The organism is Bacillus sp. MYb209 (assembly GCF_002975175.1).
Taxonomy (GTDB): domain Bacteria; phylum Bacillota; class Bacilli; order Bacillales; family Bacillaceae_G; genus Bacillus_A.
The window spans coordinates 1-22,623 of record NZ_PCNZ01000021.1 but is presented as its reverse complement, the minus strand read 5'-3'; the positions used below and the strand labels follow the sequence as shown (position 1 = coordinate 22,623).

The 22,623-nt window shown below is 34.4% G+C and carries 20 protein-coding genes, 6 pseudogenes and 1 riboswitch; of the genes and pseudogenes, 18 read left to right on the top strand and 8 right to left on the bottom strand.

The window, feature by feature from the left end; translation table 11 throughout:
- The first annotated feature begins 5 nt into the window (after positions 1-5).
- The 5 genes from pcp to CQZ94_RS22935 all read left to right on the top strand — a co-directional run bounded on the left by pcp (position 6) and on the right by CQZ94_RS22935 (position 5,139).
- Entirely contained in the window at positions 6-653 is a 648-nt protein-coding gene (gene pcp, locus CQZ94_RS22955; protein WP_105587227.1) for a pyroglutamyl-peptidase I, read from the top strand.
- 66 nt (positions 654-719) lie between these two features.
- Positions 720-1,454 (top strand): NAD-dependent protein deacylase, encoded by a 735-nt coding sequence (locus tag CQZ94_RS22950; protein ID WP_105587226.1) that lies wholly within the window; start codon positions 720-722, stop codon positions 1,452-1,454.
- Positions 1,455-1,678: 224 nt separating this feature from the next.
- Positions 1,679-3,835: a peptidoglycan D,D-transpeptidase FtsI family protein gene (locus CQZ94_RS22945; protein ID WP_181149536.1), complete on the top strand. Its 2,157-nt coding sequence runs from the start codon at positions 1,679-1,681 to the stop codon at positions 3,833-3,835.
- 116 nt (positions 3,836-3,951) lie between these two features.
- A complete protein-coding gene (gene lepB, locus CQZ94_RS22940; protein WP_105587224.1) occupies positions 3,952-4,473 on the top strand; it encodes a signal peptidase I in 522 nt (173 codons plus the stop codon).
- A 141-nt stretch (positions 4,474-4,614) separates the two neighbouring features.
- A complete protein-coding gene (locus CQZ94_RS22935) occupies positions 4,615-5,139 on the top strand; it encodes an NUDIX hydrolase (RefSeq protein WP_105587223.1) in 525 nt (174 codons plus the stop codon).
- A 70-nt stretch (positions 5,140-5,209) separates the two neighbouring features.
- Here CQZ94_RS22935 and CQZ94_RS22930 read toward each other — a convergent pair whose 3' ends face one another.
- On the bottom strand, positions 5,210-5,986 hold the full coding sequence (locus CQZ94_RS22930) for a class I SAM-dependent methyltransferase (RefSeq protein WP_105587222.1): 777 nt from the start codon (positions 5,984-5,986) through the stop codon (positions 5,210-5,212).
- Positions 5,987-6,182: 196 nt separating this feature from the next.
- Here CQZ94_RS22930 and CQZ94_RS22925 point away from each other — a divergent pair, with 196 nt between their 5' ends.
- The gene (locus tag CQZ94_RS22925) at positions 6,183-6,674 is read left to right on the top strand and encodes a DUF2716 domain-containing protein (RefSeq protein ID WP_105587221.1); all 492 of its coding nucleotides are present in this window, start codon (positions 6,183-6,185) and stop codon (positions 6,672-6,674) included.
- 97 nt (positions 6,675-6,771) lie between these two features.
- Here the strand turns inward: CQZ94_RS22925 and CQZ94_RS22920 are convergent.
- The 3 genes and pseudogenes from CQZ94_RS22920 to CQZ94_RS22910 form a co-directional block, all read right to left on the bottom strand.
- Positions 6,772-6,948 (bottom strand): annotated as a pseudogene (locus tag CQZ94_RS22920) (DNA alkylation repair protein); the annotation flags it as partial.
- 25 nt (positions 6,949-6,973) lie between these two features.
- Entirely contained in the window at positions 6,974-7,279 is a 306-nt protein-coding gene (locus tag CQZ94_RS22915; protein WP_142395913.1) for an iron-sulfur cluster biosynthesis family protein, read from the bottom strand.
- A 113-nt stretch (positions 7,280-7,392) separates the two neighbouring features.
- Positions 7,393-8,859, bottom strand: coding sequence for an amino acid permease (locus CQZ94_RS22910; RefSeq protein ID WP_105587218.1), 1,467 nt, complete (start codon positions 8,857-8,859; stop codon positions 7,393-7,395).
- 112 nt (positions 8,860-8,971) lie between these two features.
- A riboswitch (Lysine riboswitch) is annotated at positions 8,972-9,164 on the bottom strand.
- Positions 9,165-9,550: 386 nt separating this feature from the next.
- Between CQZ94_RS22910 and CQZ94_RS22905 the strand changes: the two genes are divergently transcribed.
- On the top strand, positions 9,551-10,000 hold the full coding sequence (locus CQZ94_RS22905; protein ID WP_105587217.1) for a GNAT family N-acetyltransferase: 450 nt from the start codon (positions 9,551-9,553) through the stop codon (positions 9,998-10,000).
- A gap of 40 nt (positions 10,001-10,040) precedes the next feature.
- Here the strand turns inward: CQZ94_RS22905 and CQZ94_RS22900 are convergent, their stop codons facing one another.
- A complete protein-coding gene (locus tag CQZ94_RS22900; RefSeq protein ID WP_142395912.1) occupies positions 10,041-10,943 on the bottom strand; it encodes a sulfite exporter TauE/SafE family protein in 903 nt (300 codons plus the stop codon).
- Between the two features lie 207 nt (positions 10,944-11,150).
- Here CQZ94_RS22900 and CQZ94_RS22895 point away from each other — a divergent pair, with 207 nt between their 5' ends.
- From CQZ94_RS22895 to CQZ94_RS22870, 6 genes and pseudogenes are all read left to right on the top strand, one after another.
- Positions 11,151-11,951, top strand: a complete 801-nt coding sequence (locus CQZ94_RS22895; protein WP_105587215.1) for a VOC family protein — start codon at positions 11,151-11,153, stop codon at positions 11,949-11,951.
- A gap of 11 nt (positions 11,952-11,962) precedes the next feature.
- Entirely contained in the window at positions 11,963-12,901 is a 939-nt protein-coding gene (locus CQZ94_RS22890; protein ID WP_105587214.1) for an aminoglycoside phosphotransferase family protein, read from the top strand.
- A gap of 13 nt (positions 12,902-12,914) precedes the next feature.
- On the top strand, positions 12,915-13,658 hold the full coding sequence (locus tag CQZ94_RS22885; protein ID WP_105587213.1) for a metallophosphoesterase family protein: 744 nt from the start codon (positions 12,915-12,917) through the stop codon (positions 13,656-13,658).
- A gap of 101 nt (positions 13,659-13,759) precedes the next feature.
- Entirely contained in the window at positions 13,760-14,428 is a 669-nt protein-coding gene (locus tag CQZ94_RS22880) for a nucleoside/nucleotide kinase family protein (protein ID WP_105587212.1), read from the top strand.
- Positions 14,429-14,623: 195 nt separating this feature from the next.
- Positions 14,624-15,166, top strand: a pseudogene (locus tag CQZ94_RS22875) (GrpB family protein).
- 287 nt (positions 15,167-15,453) lie between these two features.
- Positions 15,454-16,278 (top strand): DUF2785 domain-containing protein, encoded by an 825-nt coding sequence (locus tag CQZ94_RS22870; protein WP_105587211.1) that lies wholly within the window; start codon positions 15,454-15,456, stop codon positions 16,276-16,278.
- 153 nt (positions 16,279-16,431) lie between these two features.
- Here the strand turns inward: CQZ94_RS22870 and CQZ94_RS32250 are convergent.
- Positions 16,432-16,695 (bottom strand): annotated as a pseudogene (locus tag CQZ94_RS32250) (hypothetical protein); the annotation flags it as partial.
- Between the two features lie 118 nt (positions 16,696-16,813).
- Here CQZ94_RS32250 and CQZ94_RS22860 point away from each other — a divergent pair.
- From CQZ94_RS22860 to CQZ94_RS22855, 3 genes and pseudogenes are all read left to right on the top strand, one after another.
- Entirely contained in the window at positions 16,814-19,219 is a 2,406-nt protein-coding gene (locus CQZ94_RS22860) for a PAS domain S-box protein (RefSeq protein ID WP_105587210.1), read from the top strand.
- Positions 19,220-19,813: 594 nt separating this feature from the next.
- Positions 19,814-19,959: pseudogene (locus CQZ94_RS32430) on the top strand (sensor histidine kinase); the annotation flags it as partial.
- 76 nt (positions 19,960-20,035) lie between these two features.
- The gene (locus CQZ94_RS22855; protein ID WP_105587209.1) at positions 20,036-20,533 is read left to right on the top strand and encodes a DM13 domain-containing protein; all 498 of its coding nucleotides are present in this window, start codon (positions 20,036-20,038) and stop codon (positions 20,531-20,533) included.
- 41 nt (positions 20,534-20,574) lie between these two features.
- Here the strand turns inward: CQZ94_RS22855 and CQZ94_RS22850 are convergent, their stop codons facing one another.
- Positions 20,575-20,685, bottom strand: a complete 111-nt coding sequence (locus tag CQZ94_RS22850) for a helix-turn-helix domain-containing protein (protein WP_242236746.1) — start codon at positions 20,683-20,685, stop codon at positions 20,575-20,577.
- Positions 20,686-20,822: 137 nt separating this feature from the next.
- Here CQZ94_RS22850 and CQZ94_RS31860 point away from each other — a divergent pair, with 137 nt between their 5' ends.
- Positions 20,823-20,972, top strand: coding sequence for a hypothetical protein (locus CQZ94_RS31860; RefSeq protein WP_242236748.1), 150 nt, complete (start codon positions 20,823-20,825; stop codon positions 20,970-20,972).
- Positions 20,973-21,542: 570 nt separating this feature from the next.
- Here the strand turns inward: CQZ94_RS31860 and CQZ94_RS31855 are convergent.
- Positions 21,543-21,793: pseudogene (locus CQZ94_RS31855) on the bottom strand (hypothetical protein).
- 521 nt (positions 21,794-22,314) lie between these two features.
- Between CQZ94_RS31855 and CQZ94_RS22835 the strand changes: the two are divergent.
- Positions 22,315-22,623, top strand: a pseudogene (locus CQZ94_RS22835) (IS4 family transposase); the annotation flags it as partial.

The window sequence follows — 22,623 nt, the reverse complement described above, 5'->3', positions numbered from 1 at the left end:
AAACTATGAAAACAGTATTATTAACAGGATTTGATCCGTTCGGCGGAGAAAGCATCAACCCAGCTTGGGAAGTCGCAAAAAGTTTGCATGAAAAAACAATCGGAGAGTACAAGATTATTAGTAAACAAGTGCCAACCGTATTTCATAAATCAATACAAATATTAAAAGCATATATAGAAGAGTTATCGCCTGACATTATTATATGTATTGGACAAGCTGGGGGCAGACCAGATATTACGATAGAGCGTGTAGCAATTAACGTTGATGATGCAAGAATTGCTGATAATGAAGGGAACAAGCCGGTGGATATGCCGGTTGTAGAAGAAGGGCCGACCGCGTATTGGTCTACACTTCCGATGAAAGCAATCGTGAAAAAACTTCGCGAAGAAGGTATACCGTCGTCTGTTTCACAAACTTCAGGTACATTCGTTTGTAATCATTTATTCTATGGTCTCATGCATGAACTAGAGAAACATGATAAGAAAATAAAAGGTGGATTTGTTCATATTCCGTTCTTACCAGAGCAAGCGAGCAATTATCCAGGTCAACCGAGTATGTCACTTTCTACGATTAGTAAAGGAATAGAATTGGCAATCGAAGTAACGACGAAAGTAGAGGTAGATATTGTAGAATGTGGTGGCGCGACGCATTAAGTAAAATGAATTGTACAACACCTATTGTAAACAACTGGTATAATAAGTATAGGAATATACATAGAGGTGATTTTTGTGCAATTTGAAGAAGTACGTTCGATATTAGAAAAAGCGAAGAAAATTACAGTGTTAACAGGGGCTGGCGCAAGTACGGAAAGTGGAATCCCTGATTTTCGTTCAGCAAATGGATTATATGCTGATGCGAATGTAGAGATGTATTTATCAAGAGGATATTATAATAGAAGTCCGAAAGAATTTTGGAAGCATTATAAAGAAATCTTTCAAATTAATACGTTTCATCAATATAAACCAAATCGTGGGCATCGCTTTTTAGCAGAGCTAGAGGAACAAGGAAAAGATATAACGATTTTAACGCAAAATATTGATGGTTTACATCAATTAGGTGGTAGTAAACATGTCATTGATTTACATGGAACACTTCAAACAGCACATTGTCCGAAGTGCAAAGCGGGATATGATTTACAATATATGATTGATCATGAAGTGCCACGCTGTGAGAAGTGTAATTTCATTTTAAATCCAGATGTTGTTTTATACGGAGATACGTTACCACAATATCAAAATGCGATCAAATGTTTATATGAAACAGATGTACTTCTCGTAATGGGAACGTCACTCAAAGTACAGCCTGTCGCTTCATTCCCAGAAATCGCAAAGAGAGAAGTAGGAGCAACAACTATTTTAGTAAATGAAGAATTAACGGGTCAAGAATATAATTTTGATTATGTTTTTCAAAATAAAATTGGTGAATTTGTTGAAGGGTTATCTTCGATTAAATAAGTTTTTGTTTTCGTAAAGAAACTGAGGTGAATGATGTCACCTCAGTTTTTTGTATGAATTATATTCATGTTATCGCTTATTAAGGGGAATGGTAATAAATAGGACATAAAATACGAAAACTGAAAATTAAATCTTTTATTTCTTTTGTAATTAATATAAAATTCTATATATAGCATATAAATAAATTTAATACATAATGATTTTTGCACAGAAATGTTAATAGAATGAAGCGAGGGAGCAAAATGAGACAGAAAAAGGAGAAGCAGAAACAGTCGAAAAAGAAAAAGACTCATATTCCGTTTCGGTTAAATGTACTATTTTTTATCGTTTTTCTTTTATTCTCAGCTATTATTATTCAATTAGGTAAAGTACAAATCATTGACGGAGAAACGTATCGAAATGAAGTGAATAAAAAGGAAGATGTAACGGTGAGTACTCCAGTTCCGAGAGGGAAGATGTTTGACCGGGAAGGGAAAGTTATTGTAAATAATAAACCGTTACGAACTGTTACATATACGAAGATGAAAGGAGTGGACTCAAAAGAGGTTTTAATAGTGGCAAGAAATTTAGCAAAGCTAATTGAAATGCCACAAGAAGATATGGACAAGTTAACAGAGACAGATAAAAAAGATTTTTGGATGCAGTTAAATGAAAAGCGTGCAGCAACAAAAGTAACGAAAGAAGACGAGAGTAAATTTAGGAAGCAGGAAATAGAAGGGAAAGACTTAGATAAGAAAGTAGAAGAGTTGAGACGAGAAAGAATTACACAAGAAGAATTAAACGAGCTTTCGAAGGAGGATATAGAAGTACTAGCAATTAAAAGTAAAATGAATGCGGGATATAAAATGACGCCACAAATCGTCAAAAAAGATGTCAGTCAAAATGAATATGCAGTAGTGAGTGAAAGATTATCGAGCTTGCCAGGCGTAGATACGACTGTGGATTGGGAGCGAGAATATCCAAATGATAAAATACTACGTTCTGTACTTGGTAGTGTTTCTAGTGAGAATGAGGGATTACCAAGGGAGCAATTAGACTATTATTTAGTGCGAGATTATAACAGAAATGATCGTATTGGTAAGAGTTACATCGAAAAACAATATGAAGATGTGTTACATGGAACGAAAGAACAGTCTAAAAATATTACTGATAAAGCTGGAAATATTATTCGGACTGAAAAAGTGACAAAAGGAAAAAGTGGAAATAATTTAATGCTAACAGTTGATATGGATTTGCAGAAAAAAGTGGAGGAAAGTCTTGAAAAGAATTTAAGGGCATTTCATTCTTCTGAACCGATGATGGATCGTGCATTCGTCGTTATGATGAATCCAAAAAATGGTCAAATTCTATCATTAGCAGGAAAGAAAATTGTAAATAAAGATGGCGGGATGCAAATAGAAGACTACGCTTTAGGAACGATGATAAGTTCTTACGAGTTAGGATCAACGGTGAAAGGAGCTACGGTATTAGCGGGATATCAAACAGAAGCGATTAAGCCATATACGCATTTTTTCGATGCACCAATGTTTTTTAAAGGAAGTTCGAAGCCGAAGAAATCGTGGAAAGACTTTGGAGATATTGATGATTTAAGAGCATTGCAAGTTTCATCCAATGTCTACATGTTTAATACGGCGTTAAAGATTGCGGGGATTGATTATGTACCAACCAATCCGTTAGATATTAAACAAGAAGCGTTTAATAAAATGCGTTATTATTTTAGACAATTTGGTTTAGGTGTGCCAACTGGCATAGATTTACCGAATGAATCGATAGGTCAAATAGGTAGAACAGATAATATACCAGGTTTTTTACTTGATTATGCGATTGGACAATATGATACATATACGCCGCTCCAGCTTGCTCAATATATTTCAACGATTGCAAATGGTGGTTACCGTATGAAACCACAAATTGTACAAGAAATTAGAGAACAACCAAATAGACCAGAGGGAGTCGGGAAAGTTATGCAATCGATGGAACCAGTCGTGTTAAATCGAGTGGATATGGATCTTTCATATATAAATCATGTGAAAGAAGGATTTAGGAGGGTTTTCCAAGAGGCTGATGGGACAGGTACTGGAACTTTTAAAGGGTTACCTTATAAACCAGCTGGGAAAACAGGAACAGCAGAGACAGTGTACGGTGGAGAAAGTGATATTGGAAGAGATGAGAACAACTATCGAAAAAAATGTTATAATTTAACTCTCGCCGGGTATGCGCCATATGATGCTGATCCGGAAGTTGCTTTTTCTGTTGTTGTGCCATGGGTGAATAATGATAAATCAGGTATTAATTCTGCAATTGGTAAAGAGGTTTTGGATGCATATTTTGATTTAAAAACGCAGAGATCGGGTGCAAGTCCAGTCCCAGTAGCACAATAGCCGAGTAAGGCACAATAAAAAACTTCAAATTGTAGTATATCACTGCGCAAATGAAAACATATTGTGCAGTGATATATTTTTGAGTTGAAAAGTGTTTTGATAAGGTGGGAATGGATATGAAAGAGGAGATTAAGAGAGGTTGGGGAAAGTACATACTATTTATATTTGTCCTAGTAGGAGCGTACCAGTCTTTCACTTTATGTAAGGTGGAAGGAAAATCAATGCAGCCAACTTTACATGAAGAAGACTACGTATTTGTAAATAAAGCTGCGGTACTTTTTTCTAGCATACAGCACGGAGAAATCGTCATTATTAAGGAAGAGGATGGATCGAAATATTATGTAAAACGTGTAATAGGGCTTCCTGGTGACGTAATTAGCATAACGAATGGAATTGTATACGTAAATGACAAAAAGCAAGATGAACCTTATATAAATAAATATTTATTCAACAATACACAAGTGTTTTACAACTTTCAAAAGACAAAAATTCCACCAAATAAGTTATTTGTAATGGGAGACAATCGTGAACATAGTAAGGATAGTCGAAATGGTTTAGGTTATATTGAAGAAGATAACGTTATTGGCAAGGTGGAATTTATATATTATCCTTTTTCGAAAATGAAAATACTAGACTAGTTTAGTATTTTTATTTTATTTTCCTCAGAAACAATCAATGAATTAGATGGACCTTTAATCCGCAGGTGCTCCTATAAAGAGGATAATAATTAACGCTTTTATATTAAGTTAACGGTTAGGAAATAGAAAGGATATGATGATATGTATAAGTACACAATATGCTTCATTAGAAAAGGGGATAAAATACTTCTGTTAAATAGAAACAAAAAGCCGACAATGGGAATGTGGAATGGCGTTGGAGGTAAAATGGAGGATAATGAAACCCCATATGAAGGAGTAATTAGAGAAACGTTTGAGGAAACGGGTATTCAACTTCATGATGTAACTTATAAGGGTAATGTCATTTTTAAAGAAAAGGATGAGCCTCGGGATAGTGATGGAATGTATGTATTTCTTGCTGATTTACCAGATGAAGTACATATCGATACGCCATTAAGCACTGATGAAGGTATATTAGAATGGAAGTCAATTGATTGGATATTAGATGATGATAACAGAGGTGTAATTAGCCATTTACAAAGATACTTACTGAGGTTACTAAAAGACGAAAACAATTTAGAGCATACATTTATTTATGATAATCGTAATATTGTTGAATACACAACTGCTCTTCTGACAGAAGATGATACGAAAAAACGATATGTAAAACATCTCGTTTCTCAATAAGAGAAGATACGTTAAAATACGAAGAAAAAGCCAAATCCTTTATTGGAATTTGGCTTTTTTGCAGGGAATGCTAATTCAAATTTTGCTCTACATAATTTGCTTTAATGATAAAGCGGTGCTGCTTTACATCGAAATATCCTTTTTGCAAGATGATTTCATGTATTCGATATAATTCCTCAGTATAGCTTTCAACAGTAAAGTCAGGAATTTGCCATGGAATTGCTTTTAAATAATAGACGACAGCACCGACATCATAAAAACGTTGAAAAGGGAACTCTTCTTTTGCTTCTAAAATAGTAAATCCATTTTGCTCTAATTCACTACATGCTGTTTCGAGTGACCAACTTGCAAATTCTGAATTAAGCGGTGCACCAAACAGCTCATTAAGATGGGCGCAATCAAAACCACCGACTTGTTGAGTAAGGAATATCCCATTTGGAGAAAGGATTCGTTTTACCTCGGAAGCAGCATATGATTCATGTTGATTCACAATTAAATCAAACTGACCATCTTGAAATGGTAAAGCAGTATCATCGGTCACTTCTACAACTGTAACTCCTAAAGGTTCTAATTTCTTTCGTGCAATTGGGACATTCGGAGCATAGCCCTCAGTAACGTAAATAGTTGACGGGAACGGTTGTAACATAGATAAAAACTCTCCGCCGCCAGTACCCATATCTAGCATTGATTTTGCACGTTGCATAAGCTGGAAGGCTGTACTACCATATGACCACGATAGAGGCTCGCTATTCATACGGCCAGTTTCTGAAATGAAAGAAAAATCCCAGCCGCTAAAGTTTGTCTTTGCACTATCTAATAGTGCCGAAAATAATGGATCACGTTTCATATTATGTCCTCCTATTTTGTTAATGAATGATATAGTAAGAAATGAGAAAGGGAGGACCTCTTATTAAAATGAAGCGGTTTTACGTTTCATGTTCAAATAGATTCATACAAATTCGCTCCTTGCGAGAATAGTTATTTATATATTCGGGAAAATCGAGTGAAAATCCTTTGAAATTATAAGGGAAGGCAGTTGTTTAATGAAAAATTGGATGGAGTTTACAGACAAAGAGTACGACCAAATATGGGACAGGATATATAGTGAGCTTAAGTTTTCGCCAAGTGATTCTACATTTCCATCATTTAAGGTGCCAAGTCCTTTTGTTACATATGATATTTCTCATTACTTCGGAGAGTCGGTAGATTTAGATGTATATGACGAACTTGAAGAAAAAGCATTACTAGTTTTTAAAGAGAATACAGTATCGGATGAATATATAATGGCACTTGATTGGCAACATGAATGTTACTGGGTAAATCCACATTTAAAGTTCGATAGAAATGAATTTGATGAGTGGACAATCCCGATTTTTCCAAATGGAGATTATTATTTCTTTATTCAGAAGGACTTTAAGTGGGGGTATTTAGGTCACCCTTGGGAAAAGAGTATAACGATATTTGGAAAAGAACTAATAGAGAGTTTTGAACAAAATAAGCCGGAAATGTTTCAAAATATTTTAAGACAATGTTAATGTTTTAAAGAGAAAACACGTTTATACTTCCAAATGAAGTATAAACGTGTTTATTATTAGCTGTTTTCATATAGATTGTTGCTTTCTTTACAAATAATTAAAAACAAAAATCTTTTGGTAAACAGCCATTTTTTATCACCGTTCTTAACCCATGTTTCATAATCCATGGATTGACAGGATGGTTATTATTGAGCAATTCTCGCAACCAATGAAAAACAATTTCTTTATCTTCTTTCGTAATATCATTGATGTGATTTGCTACCCATTTTTTCACCTCAGTGGTCAGTTAAAAACAATTTTTATTTTTTAATCGACAATCCATACACCAACGTCTCACTAGGAGTCGTAATGCTAAAACCAGTCGTCTTATAATCAAGTTTCACCGTAGCACCAGTGTAGTCTTTCGTGAATGAGTCCATTTGTACAATAAGCTGTTCATCTTCATATACAACATCATCCGCATTATATGTATCCCAAATTAAATCAACATCAACGAAAATGCTGCAAGAGTTTGTCATTGTTCCTCTAATGCGAATGATCTTTTTGTCTTCACGTTCTAGTCTATGTATAGCTGCTATTGCTTCATCAGTAATACGAATGTTCATGTAACCCCAACCTTTATTTATATTTTCTCTATTATTGCAAAAACAGGAGAAATAGGGAAGGGAGAAGCATTGCAATAAAAAACGAGCAAACAAATTTGTTTGCTCGTTTTACTTTATTTCAGTTCACATTTATCAAGTGGAATGACTTTCGTTTTCTTAGTAAATTTATAACCTAACCATAGTACTAAGAAGAGTGGTAAACCGATGTAAGAAACGAGCACACCGTTCCAATCGATAGATGCTCCCGTAAATGCTCCGTAGTTTTGACCTAAAATAACGATAACACAAAGTGTAAATGCAAAGATTGGACCGAACGGGAACCATTTTGCTCTATACGGTAAATCTTTTAAATCTTTCCCTTGTGCAACATAAGCTTTTCGGAAACGGTAATGACTAACAGCAATTCCTACCCAAGCAATAAATCCTGACATCCCAGAAGCATTTAATAACCAAATGTATACAACACCGTCACCGTATAAAGAAGCGATGAAAGCGACACTACCAACTACTGATGTTGCGATTAATGCGTTAACAGGTACACCGCGGCTATCTAATTTGCCTAAGAACTTTGGTGCTTTTCCTTGGCGAGCTAAATCCCAAAGCATACGAGTTGATGCATACATGCCAGAGTTACCAGCAGATAAAACTGCAGTTAAAATAACAGCGTTCATAACAGAAGCAGCGAAGGCAACGCCCGCTTTTTCAAATACAAGTGTAAATGGACTTACTGTAACATCACTTGCTGCAAGGCTATCAGTCGTATAAGGAATTAATAAACCGATAACAAGAATTGCTAAAATATAGAATAATATAATGCGCCAAAAGATAGAACGAATTGCTTTCGGAATATTGCGTTCTGGATCAGCAGTTTCACCAGCAGCCACTCCTAATAATTCAGTTCCTTGGAATGAGAAACCAGCAGCCATAAATACACCGATAATTGCCATGATTCCACCGTTAAATGGTGCATCTGCAACAGTGAAGTTTTTAAAGCCGACAGATTCGCCGCCCATAATTCCAAAAATCATCATAAAACCGACAATTAAAAAGATAATAATAGTAACTACTTTAATAAGTGCGAACCAATATTCAGATTCACCAAAACCTTTAACAGATAAATAGTTTAAGAGAAAAATAATAGCTAAACAAAGTCCACTCCAAATAAGAGAAGGTGTATCTGGGAACCAAAATTTCATAATTAATGTTACGGCCGCTAGTTCAGCAGCGATCGTAATCGCCCAGTTATACCAATAGTTCCATCCAAGTGCAAAGCCAAGTGATGGATCAACAAATTTTGTTGCATAAGTGCTAAAAGATCCAGTAACAGGCATGTAAGCTGCGAGTTCTGCTAAGCTTGTCATTAAGAAATAAACCATAATTCCAATTGCAGCGTATGCGACTAGTGCACCGCCAGGACCAGCCGAATGGATAACACCACCGCTGGCAAGAAATAGTCCGGTACCGATTGTACCACCGAGAGAAATCATCGTAAGGTGACGAGATTTTAATCCGCGTTTTAATTCACCTTGTCCTTGTGTAGTTTGCGTTTTAGAGGTAGCTTGATTCGTTGCGCTATTCATGTTCAACACTCCTTTTCTTGTAAGATAGGAAGGAGCGGGGGAGAAAAATACAAAAAACCGCCAAAAGAATTAGGCGGAACGTTTCACAAATAACCACCCCATCATACCCTTCCGTTAAGATAGCACACCACGTTTACTCGGTATTTTGTAAACGTGACAGTTCTGTTCCTTTCGGAGACAGCCCCAGCCAATATTTCCAGAGAAGAAATATAAACTTCGGCAACTTTTCCTTTTAAACGGAGTCGGGTGACATTCTCTGTGTCTCGGCCGTTCTACTCTTAAAAGTTGCAACCTCTACCTCATCGGATTGATGAGGATTTATTCATTGCTATGATTTTTAATATATGGCAATTGTAATGAGTTTCTGAAAATATTGCAAGGGATTTTGTTAGGAAAAGTCAAAAAATATCGGTTATTGTATAGGAAACGCTCGCAAAGCTCCACCCGAACCTGCTGTTATGTAACAATAAATAAAGAAAGAAATTGTTATACAAATGTTTCGCAAAAAATATTGAAAAACCCTTTAAAATTAAAAGAAAATTCAGAAAATATAATTCGACATAAATATCAAAAGGGATTAGTTTTTTATTTTGTTTCAAAGAATAAACATATGTTTACGTAAAAAAGAATGAATATTCTATATATTTATAGTAAAATTGTAGTATTGTTTAATTGAAAAGGGGACATCGTTATGAAATTAGAAACGGAAAGATTACATATTATCCCGTGTACGGAAGAATGGGTTCAAATTACGAATAATCAAGGATACAATAGTGGCCCGCATATTTTAGGGCATATAGAAAATTTGAAACAAGATGCGGCTGTATTACCGTGGGGCGCGTGGTATGTTATTCGGAAAGAGGATGATGTTGTTCTAGGTGATATAGGATTTAAAGGGAAACCGAACGAGCAACATACAGTAGAAATTGGTTACGGATTTATTGAGAAATATTGGAATGAAGGTTATGCAACAGAAGCAGTTAGTGAATTAATGAAATGGGCTTTTCAAACAGGAGAAGTGGAAACGATTATAGCGGAGACACTCCTTGATAATTATAGCTCTATTCGTGTATTAGAGAAATTACATATGAAAAGAGTAAATAATACAGAAACGATGATCAATTGGAAGATTGAAAAATAAAGAATACCGCTCGAAGCAAATCGGGCGGTATTTTGCGTAATTATGGTAGCATTTGTTTTTGATCTGTTGGATAGCTACTCGTCGCTTGTTTCGAATACTTTGAATGGTTACGGACAGAAATAAAAATAGAAATAATAACGACAAGACCAACTGCAACATAAGAAAGTGTAATAATAGTTGGATCAACTTTAAATGATGTAAGCAATGTACGTATATTCGTAAAAATAATAAGTCCGCCAACGAGTACGCCGAGTAAATGCGAAGGAACGATGCGTACTAACCATGCCGCGATTGGTGCGGCAACAATACCACCGAGCATTAGGGCAAATACCCAAACCCAGCTTATTTGTTCCCAACCAAGTGAGATGAAAAAGCCGATTGTTGCAGCGAGTGAAACAGGAAATTCGCTCGTATCTACAGATCCAATAACTTTTCTAGCATCATTCCCTTTTGCAAGAAGAACAGGTGTCGTAATAGGTCCCCAGCCACCACCGCCAGTTGAATCAACAAATCCTGCGAACAAGCCAAGTGGCACAAGTTGTTTAGCAGACATACGCTTATTTGAAGCAACAATTTGTTTTTGAATGATGAATCGTAATAAAATATAAACCCCTAAAGTAAATAAAAATAAGGAAATGTACGGTTTAATAATATCGCCCGGTAAATTACTTAAAAAACATGCTCCGACAAAAGCGCCAATCGCTCCTGGCAATGTAAGTCTAGAAACTGTATATTTATCAACGTTTCCGAATCGTATATGAGATGCACCGGAAGCGGCAGTAGTGACTACTTCAGCTAAATGAACCGATGCAGAAGCAACAGCTGGTGCAATACCAAACATTAATAATAAAGAGGAAGACGTTACCCCATACGCCATTCCAAGCGCTCCATCAATCAATTGAGCGAAAAATCCGATAATAGAAAAGATAATTAATTTCTGCATAAATAATCCCCCTGTAATAATAAATGAAAAAGGCACTTTTCCCGTGTGAGAAAAGTGCCTTTGGTTTTTCCAATCAGCAATAATTAAATTTGTTTCATTATAATACATATTAATCGTATAAATCAACTAGGTTTTAAAGTTTTTTGAATTGAATGAAAGAAAAATAAAATATACAATGAAAGGATGGAGAGAAAGGGGAGAAAGAATATGTTAGCATTTGATCATCTCGTTCACGCAGTTCATTGTACACCGGAGGAAGCGGCAAAACAAATGCAGGTACTAGGTTTTCATACTGCGTTAGGCGGACAGCATACAAACTGGGGTACTTGGAATAGTTTATGTTATTTTGATTTATCATATATAGAATTTTTAGCTGTTCAGCATGAAGAAAAAGCGAAGGAAGCAGAAAATCCATTAGTACAAGAAACAGTGGTGAAATTACAAAATGGAGAAGGAATGCTACAAATCGCAATTCGAACAAATGAAATTGAAGAACTAGCAGATAAATTAAGCAAACATGGCTTACAAACGATAGGACCATTTAAAGGGAAACGGATGAGAAAAGATGGCCGCCTTTTAGAATGGAAAATGTTATTTGTAAAGCAAGAAGAGAACGGACCGAGATTACCATTCTTTATACAGTGGAATGAAACGGATGAAGAAAGAAGAAACGATTTACGTGAAATAGGGACGATTACGGAACATAAAAACAAAGTACAACAAATTGAAACGATTCATTATGCGGTGAAAAATGTTCGAGAAACAGTGCGGAAATGGAAAGAAGTAATGGGACTAACAGTAAGCTTGGCCACAAAAAATGTAAAGTGGAATGCTGAATGTCAAAGTGTATCGTTTGGAAATATTAGCGTACAATTTTGTGAACCGATTGGGGAAGGTCTAGTAAAAGAACGTATAATGCAGTACGGGGAATATCCGTTTGCGGTGGAGTTTAAAGGTGGAAATAAACGAGAGCGTGAAGTATTAGGTAGTTTGTACGTATATGAATAGAGGTGAACTTTGTGGAAGAAATGTTCAGAGAGATAGAGAGAAAACTAGGGTGGCCTCGTATTGTAAAATGTACAGCTATTTCAAAAGGGTTTTCACATGAAGAGAAATATAAAATGGAATTAGAAAACCGAGTAACGTATTTTATAAAAGTATGTGATGCTGTTAACTTTGAACGAAAACAAGAAGAATATACGTATATGAAACAAATAGAGTTATTACATATTCCAACGCCGAAGTTAACTCATTTCATAAGACTTGAAGAATTAAATAAATGCGTTCAAATATTTGAATGGATTGACGGAGTAAATGGAGAAGAGAGTTTAGGCAAGTTATCGGTGAAAGAGCAGTATGCTGCGGGGAAAAGAGCGGGAGAAGTTTTAAAGAGAATTCATGCAATAGAAAAAGAGAATGTCATTGCTTCGTGGGAAACGTTTCGGTGGAACAAGTACGAGAGATACTTGAAAGCATTAGCAGACTTAGAGGTAGACTTTCTAGATATGAAGCCAGTATTAACCTTTGTAGAGAATCATAAAGACTTATTAAAAAATCGTCCTATCACATTTTTACATGATGACTTCCATCCAGCGAATAGTATGATTCATAATAAGGAGTTTATCGTTATTGATTTTGGTGGATATGATTTTGGCGATCCAATACATGATTTTTATAACGTAGCGATTTTTACTACAAGAATAAGCAAACCATTTGCGGTTGGTCAAGTTCACGGTTATTGCGGAGGTGAACTGTCACCCCATTTTTGGAAACTGTATTCATTATATGCAGCGATGACATTCCCAGCGGATATCGTATGGACAAACCGAACTACACCACATTTAGTAGAGAATATGAAAGAGAGATTAAACAGAATTTTAGAAGAACATAATCATTTTTCATCCTATATTCCGAAATGGTACCAATCATATCATGTGGATATAATAAACAATAGATAATGGAGGGTTTCATTTGGATAAAATAGCGGTAATTTCAGATATTCATGGTAATATTCCGGCATTAGAATCTGTACTGAAAGATATTAAATTACGAGGTATTGAGCGCATTATTTGTCTTGGAGATTTAGTAGGAAAAGGCCCTCATTCTAGCGAAGTAATTGAAATTGTTCGTAAAGAATGTGAAGGAGTAGTAATGGGAAACTGGGATGATTTCATTACAAAACCGACTGAATTTGAAGCGTTAAAATGGCATCAAAAACAATTGTCAGAAGAACAAAATGAGTATTTAAGGAGTTTACCATTTTCAATCGAATTTTTTATGAGCGGCAAACTCATTCGTATGTTCCACGCTTCACCGAGAAGTTTGTATGAAAGAATTCAACCACACGCTTCAAGAGAAGAGCGTGTTAGTATGTTCGAAAATAGTGAGTTGACAGAGAATATAGAAGGGGAAAGAAAACCAGATGTCGTTTGCTACGGTGACGTTCATCAAGCATACGTTCAAAATTTTAGGGGGAAAACGTTATGTAATGCTGGTAGCGTAGGAAATCCACTTGAAATTACACAAGCTTCCTATTTAATTTTTGAAGGAACATACAATGAAAAAGAAGCAGCGAGCTTTTCCATTCAACTCGTACGTGTACCGTATGATATTGAATTAGCAATTCGATTAGCAGAAGAGCTCGATATGCCAGAAATTGAGGAATATAAGCAGGAGTTACGAACTGCTTTGTATCGAGGGTTTAAGGGGAAATAAGGAATATGTAAATCAATAAAAATATATCGACTTACCGACAAGTAGTGACATTTTTATTCATCATAATTTTGTTATGTAAACAAAAATGAGGAGGTCATATCGTGCATCGCCAAAAACGAATGAAAGAAATTGCTGATCATATTTTAACGTTAAACTTAACTCATCCAATAAGAGTTGGAGTGAGTGGTATTACGGCGTCAGGAAAGACAACATTTGCGAACGAATTAGCGGAAGAAATTAAAAAATGGGGAGAGCAAGTAACACGTGCCAGCATTGACGACTTTCATAACCCGAGGGCGATTCGATATGCGCAAGGAAAAGGATCCGCAAGAGGGTATTACGAAGATGCACATGATTATACAGCTTTTAAAGAAAGGTTATTAAAGCCTTTAGGACCTCACGGGAATTTAAGTTATGAAACGATTTCTCATAACTTAATAACGGATATCCCTGTACATAATGAGCCGCTAGTGGCCTCGCCAAATATGGTGTTAATAGTAGATGGAACATTTTTATTGAAAAAAGAAGTTGAGCATCTATTTGATTATAAAATTTTTGTAGATACAGATTTTGAGATTGCGAGAAAACGTGGTGCAAAGCGAGAGACTGAAGCTTTTGGAAGTTATGAAGAAGCGGAGAAGATGTTTTTGAACAGGTATCATGCAGCTTGTAAGATGTATATAGACGAGCATAATCCGAAAGAGTGTGCGGATGTTGTATTTTCTAATAGTGATTTTGAGAATCCGGAAGTTGTATTTAAAGGAATATAAAATCGTTTATATAGCAGAATAAAAAGGTAGAAAGGGTGTAGCCATCTAGGGTTTAAACTCTACCAAATATAGATGTAATAAAAATTATTGCAGTTTTGAATGAGTTAAAATAATGAACCGAAATAATTTGTCTCTATAAACATGGAATTTCAACATAAAAAATAGTGTTATAATTTGTGAAAGGAGATGTTTTGGATGGATAAAAAAAATAATCCAAATGATTGGCCTTTATGGGCGAATGAGTCAGTAGAGATAGTTAATGCAAATCCTGATTGGCAAGATAAAGGAAGATGTGAAGAACAGTAACTTTATGAACTGCTTGCTCCTCTCGGTGTAAGCAAGGTAATACATATAGGAAGTACATCCATACCTGGTTTACCTGCAAAACCTATAATTGATCTAATGGCTGAAACAGACTCATTTGATAGAGTGCTAGATATTTCAGCTAAATTGGCTATATATGAATGGCATTATGTAAGCCCAGAATTAGATGAAAGACCTTGGAGAAGGTTCTTTGTGAAAGTTAAGAATAATAGGCGTGTAGCTCATCTGCATTTGATGGTTAAAGGAACTGAGCGATGGGAGCAACAACTTTTATTTCGTAACCGTTTACAAGAAAATCCGCAATTAGTTTATGATTATTCAACTCTTAAGCAAGAGTTGGCTCAAAGGTTTAACCAAGATAGAGAAGCATACACAAAAGCTAAAACAGAATTTATTAAACAGGTTCTAAAATGATTAAAGTTTTGATTGTAACTGTGTTTGAATACAAATGAAAAAACTATAATAAAATGCATGCAAACAAAGTGAGAGACTTCGGTGTTCCAATGTATTAGTGCTATGCCAATACTTATTTTATATGTATTTTCTTTTATTTATCAGGATAAATTTTATATAATTTAATCAAGTTTATAGAAGGATAGGTACTAAAAATATATTTAAAAATCGACTTGATTTTATGAAAAAAATTACAGGGGATAAGGCAAAAATAAGTTGAAAAACGTAAAAAGGGGACAGGAAATATAATGAATGAAGTACTAGAATTAAAAGAAGAGCTACAACAAATTAAAAATAACAATTATGCTGTACCAGACGATGTCGACGCATATCCATATGCACAGTGGATGCTAGATTATATCGGATCACCTGATGCTGAATTACGTGATGATTTGATTTATAGTACGCTTCACACATGGATTACAAATGATGTATTTAGACAAAAAGAATTACGAGGATTAATGTTACAAGCGATTAGTCCTGATTATTTATTTTATAAAATTGGTGAAAAAGGAACAGACTCTGTTTTTAAACGTGCGTTCTCTGTATTAATTCCACCACTTATTTTATCTGTTCATGAAAGAGAACCATTGTTAACTGAAGACCAACTGTACAGTGTGGCAGAACAAGTGCTGGAATATGTCTATTTAGAAGAAGATGTAAGGGGTTACGTAGAAGGGAAAGGCTGGGCACACTCTACGGCACATGCGGCTGATGCACTAGATGCTTTAGCACGTACAATACGAAATCGTGAGTTTTCATATGCAATCCTTGCTGCCGTTCGTCAGAAGGTTCGCTTGAATGATTACGTATACATAAACTTTGAGGATGAGAGATTAGTAACGCCAATCATGTCGTTACGGAATCAAAATATTTTAACTGAAGAAGAGTGGAGCAATTGGCTACATAGTATAGCAATTGTTGAAGATATCCCACATCCTCAACATGATATTTTAGTACAAAATATTAGAGATTTTTTAAGAAGTTTATATTTTAGAGCTTTAGAGAAAGAGGGAGTTACTGCTTTTACAGATGATATATTGGAGACTTTGGAGAAATTGCGTAGATATTAAAAAATGTCTTCGAATTAGAATGTGTGGTTCATGACTCGATCCCATCATAAATGAGCATTTCAGCAAAGAATAAGAGTTAAAAAAAACGATCTTTTCTGTAGGTTCCTACAAAAAGGATCGTTTTTATAGTTAAATTGAAATTTCAGACTAAATAAGATTACTGTTAAAATAGAAAGTTGATTTCTGCCGAGTATTTTGGAATTTATGCAGTACTTCTGTCTTTTCGAGAAGATTTCTTTCTTCAAGTTTTGGTGTAATAAAACGATATATTGCTTTTTTTAGACTAGAAAAGAGCACTTCCATCATGAAAGTAAATATTTCTGGTTGCTTTTTGTAGATACGATTATATGAGTCTAAAAAAAGCATAGTTTTGGTAAATTCAATATTTGCTTTAGAGAATTTTTGGATCTCAGAATGTCCAAGATTTAAAGATTATTTACATCTATTTTAATTTTTTTGCACCTAAACTGTTTATACTATTTGTAGGATTTTCTGCTTTTTTGTCGAATATACTTAATGCAAGGAGGGACATTACATGATTATTAAAGACTATTTCATCAATCTTTCTATTTTTTCTCTATTAGTTAGCGCAGCAATATTTATTCAAGTGTTTACGATTCATTCCAGGCGATATTTTGAAAAATTCTATGGAGGGATTATCGCAGTTACTTTGATGTTCTTTTCTTTTCCGTACATGGGATTTTCCTACGATCTTAGAGTTGTTCCTCTTATTTTATCTTTTATTTACTTCGGTCGCATTGCTGGTTGGATTACATTAATTAGCATTATTATAATGCGTATCTTTTACATTGGTGGGTATTGGGAGCCACCCGTGATTGCATATTTAAGTATGAGTATCCTATTTGCTACTTTTAAAACATATTTTAAAAACCTTGATCCTTTTAAAAGTGCATCTTTATATTTTTCTGTTTTTGTGGGAATAAAGTGGTTAGTTGGTTTATGTTTTAATACTACATTGCTTTACACTGGAGGCTTATTATATATAGCTTTAGGACTTCTAATCGGGCTCTTTCTTATGGAAGCTTACCAGAGTTTGTATTATTTAACACAAGATTTATCTAAAATAAATCGAGAATTAATAAAATCGAAGCAAGAACTCACAGATACCGTACATGAACTTCAAGGCGGGATTTTTAAATTTAAAAAAGTGGGTAAGCACTTTATACACACTTTATGTGATGGGCAGTTTTATTATCAAAAAGGATTTTATTCTGAACAGGTGGTAGGAAAAAGCTTACGCACTATTGATGCTTCTATTGTTCCTCCACATTTAGTTCCACAATTGATGAAGCATTATCTTCAGGCATGGGAAGGGAAAGAAATTATATTCGAATTACCCTGGCCAAATGATAAAACTATTATTCTTATTGCACTTAGGCCGATTAAACGAAATGGGCAAGTTATTGAAGTTGTTGGTTCTACAGTTGATATAACCAAAAGGAAAAAGGTAGAATCAGAATTAAGAGCTACCAAAGAATTACTGGAATCGTTTATAAAGCATAATGTAGATGCTATTACCATATCTGATCGAGAAGGGCATATTTTACAAGCCAATAAAGCTTATGAAAAGATATTTGGGTGGTCATCACAAGAAATCATAGGTAAGAGATTACCTTGTGTACCAGATTTCTTAATGGATGAATCACTTGAAAATATTCGGAAAATTCTAACAGGGGAATCCATAGTTACTAGATTAGAAACGGTTAGACAACGTAACGATGGAAGTCTTCTTGATGTTAGTCTGACAGTTTCTCCTATACTAGATGTAAGAGGAAATGTGATAGCTTTATCAGCAATATGTAGAGATATTTCTGAAAGAAAACAAGCAGAAAGAGAAAGGCATCGATTACACCAACAATTAAGAGATAGTGAAATGAAGTACCGTGCACTAATCGAACAAGCAACTGACGCAGTATATGTAGTAGAGCTGAATGAAGATCATGTTCCAAGTCGATTTATTGAGGTAAACCCTGTTGGGTGTGAAAGATTTGGGTATAGTAGAGAAGAACTGCTCTCGTTGCCATTTCCAAATTTTGTACCACAAGATTCTCCAATGATCGTAAGGTTACTAGAAAAAATTAGAGAGGGACAAACTTCCTTCACTTTGCAAGATGAATATGTTTTTCCAACAAGAAAAATAATAACAACTGAGTTTAGTGTCCGTGTTTTTAACTTAAATGGTAAAAAAGTTTTCCTAAGCATTTCTCGTGATATCACTGAACGGTTAAAAACAGAAGAATTACTACGAAAATCTGAAAAACTTGCTGTCGTAGGACAATTAGCGACTGCAATGGCTCATGAAATTAATAATCCATTAACCGCAATGAAAGGGTTTATGCAATTACTAAAATCAACGGGAAATGAGAATGATCAGGGTTATATAAATATAGTATCATCAGAGATTGAGCTTATAGAAAGTATTACAAATGAATTTATGGCGGTAGCTAAACCACAGGTGGTAAAGATACAACCTAATGATATTGGTGTGCTAATGGATCAAGTTTTGACGCTACTGCAACCTCAAGCAATGATGAATAATATACAAATTAGAATCGATTTTACACCTAGTATTCCATTGATTCCATGCGAAGGAAATCAATTAAAACAAGTATTTGTTAATATTTTAAAAAACGCAATTGAATCCATGCCAACGGGAGGAGAAATTCTGATTCAAATTGATAAACTTGATAATGATCAAATAATCGTTCGTTTTATCGATCAAGGGTGTGGGATTTCAAAAGAACGTATACCATATCTAGGAGAACCTTTTTACAGTATTAAAGAAGAGGGGATTGGCTTAGGATTAATGATCTGCTATAAAATTATCGAAACACATCACGGAAAGGTATTTATTGAGAGTGAAATAAATAAAGGAACAACAGTTGAAGTTACTCTCCCTATTTGTACAATTCAAAATTAATATATTTCCTTATAAAAATTTTCTAAAGAACTTTATAAAAATATAATCTTATTGTCATCTAATGAAATAGAAAAAGCGTATAAGGTACTTTAAAATTCAAAGTGTTCATATGAACAAAATAAATAAACAATAGAATGGAATTATGAATGTACATGAGTAAAAAATTAGTGAAACCCCTATTTGTCTTAGGAAGTGCCACGTTACTAACACTGGATGCTTATGTATATGCAATTATGGATTACGGTACAATAGATGAATTTAGTAAAGAAGCCTAGCTAAAGACTAAAGAAACAGCTAATCAAGCAACTATTAATCACTTTAAAACAGAAAAAAATATGGATGTTGTCATTACTCAGATTGGTTTCTCAGGAGAATATGCGACACCTGAGATTTAATTAGAGAGACATGTCTCTGGCAATGAAAAACAAAAGGTTTCTGCTACTGTTAATTTTTCAGAAGATTATTGAGTTAAAGACACAGTTAAAAACTAAATTTACTAACTGCTCTTTTTAAGTTTCCTGAATAGGCCTCACTATACTTTTAATGGTTCTGATGCGAAAATTCTAAGACTCTTGCAAGCAAAGCCCTGAATTTGGATTAGCTATTGCAAAATCATTGATTGAAATGCACAAGAGATAAAATGGTGAGAGGGGGCGCGCAGACGGCAAGCAGGGTAGTGAATTTTGGTTTACGCTTCCCATCGCATCAGAAAAAATAAGACCGCTGAAAGACTTTTGTAATATTTATGTTATAAAAATGAAAGACCTTCTTGCTAACATACTACTACACAGTATGTTACAGGAGGTTTTTTACTTTATGAAAAGAAAATATGTATGGTTTATAGGCGGTTTGATAATTGTAATGGGGGTTTTATGGTCATTGTTCCGACCAGAGAAATTATTTATTGATAAGCAAGTGAATGAAGCATTGCCACAAACAGAAGTACAATCAAATGAAACAAAGCAACAAAGTGATCGAGTAATAAGTGAAGGACAGTTTCAAAATGGTGTTCATGAAACAACTGGAACGGCAACAATTCATCAATTAGCGGATGGAAAACGTGTTTTACGACTTTCTGATTTTAAAACATCTAATGGGCCGGATGTGCGAGTTGTATTAGTTCCTACGAATCGCTTGAAAAATAATGAAGACGTGAAAAACTATCAGTATATTGAATTAGGAAAATTAAAGGGAAATAAAGGAGACCAAAACTACGGAATTCCTGAAGGGATAGATGTAAGTGCATATGGTTCGGTTTCTGTTTGGTGTAAGAGGTTTAATGAAAACTTTGGTGCTGTTTATTTTAAGAAGTAAATATGGACTTAAAAGTGGGTTTGTGTAACACATGTATAATTCTATAGAGAAAGAAGACGATTAAATACAAAATAACAGTAACCAATAGATTTAGGAATTAATAGTACTTGTTTTTTATTTGGATAGATACGAAATATATATGCCAGCTTCACTAATATGGTGTGCACCTCATTTTTAAATAGGATGCCTACAATATCTTTCTATTCATGATAATGGTTGCGGGTTTGATATTCAAAGGCTGGATCGACTAGGATTCCCTTTTGGTGAAAATGATTCCAGAGGGTTTATGATGGGATCATTTTTAGCAAACGTACAATCAGATGTGGGAGAAGTGGCAATCGTTTGCATCGGGTGGCTTGGATCAATCATTGCATTGGCTACAATTCGAATATGGGGAGAAATAATTCCACGTGCAATCCTACTCATTTTGCATGGATAATGTGTATCACCCTAGTGTTTGTAATTCCCGATGTCCGGGTATTACAGAATTTCGCTTATTCATTCATGCTACATTTTCAACTCATTGATTGGCCTGTTATAAATCAACTTCTATGTATGGTAGGAGGATTATTATGGGGAGCGACAGCACATTGGTTTATCAGCGACGGAGTCGGGGAGCATGTGTGAATTGTGGGTGTCAAAATGAATAGTAATATTAAGTATATAAAAAAAAGAGAAGAACTCACCAATGTTCTTCTCTCTTTTTATATGTAATTAGGGTTTCCATAACTGTAGATATGGATGGTGTAAATTAATGGATGAATAATTTACTCTTAAAATTATAACAGAACAAATAAAGATTTTGATATGTAATATTGCATCTTATAACCAACTTTTATACTGTTATAATGATAGAGATAAATTCTACAGCATTTTTCGAAGTACTAAACAGCAAATGAACATGAAATTTCTCGTGAATAAAAAAGGAAGAGAATTATAAAAATTCCCTTCCTTTTTTATATGTTCATAGATTTAGTGATATAGGAGAGATGTCCGGATTGAATTTCAACTACGTAATTCTTCCGAACATCCAAATAAAAGGAATCAGAAATACTAACACATTTAATAGTATCTCGATTTTCGCTCCGATATTTTTATCTACTACATAGGAAAAAATAGCTAAGATAAATCCAATTGGACAAAGAAATACAGGTAAAAGTATACAAAAAATTCAGTTAAAATAATTTTGTATGCAACATTAACAATAGATAAAATCAATAAAACCGGTATAATTGTGCCTATTCTATTTTTCTTTATCATAATATCCTCTTTTTTATTCAAATAAAATACATTGACCTATAAATAGAAAAGAAAAAACACTGTTATTAAGCTAGTGTTTTTTCTTTTCTTCCTACTTGATAAGAAGTTTATAAATAATAAATTATTGCTGATAAGATAAATACAAATAATACATAGTTAAATATTTTCGCTGTGCCATTCATTATTTTCACTACATTACTTAATAATCCAATTGTACAAAGACTGAATATCACCATTGTGGATCCTATAAAATTAATTGAATAACATTAATATATAAATGTTATATTTTGAAGAATTTATATAAAATTACAATAATTTAATGTGAATTATTTTCGTATCAAAGGGTACACCTTTTGAAGTGGCGTGATTTCTATGAAAAACAATGTGTCAAAAAGTTGGAGATAACATTTTGAAGTAGGGGTACCGCCACACATCCATCAACTTAAGGATTTAGACTATTCTTAAACTTAAAAGCACGTTACTATTCTCTTATGTTAATGAGAAAGGGTGACGTGCTTTTTATGAATATGCATCAAAAACAAGAGCTGTCTTTATTTGCCGAAGAGTTATATCGATATATGTCTCCCGCTACACTTAATCAATTAGCTATAGAAGCAGGCGGAATGAAACGAAAACGTAAGTGCCATGGGCACCATTTTTTATCTTTGTGTGTATGGTTAAATCAACAAATCGCTACTACCTCTCTTACTCAACTTTGTAGTCAATTAGAAACTTCAACAGGAATTTTATTAAGTCCTGAGGGACTGAATCGACGATTTAACTCGGCTTCTGTAGCCTTCTTTCGAAATGTATTTACTACACTTCTACAA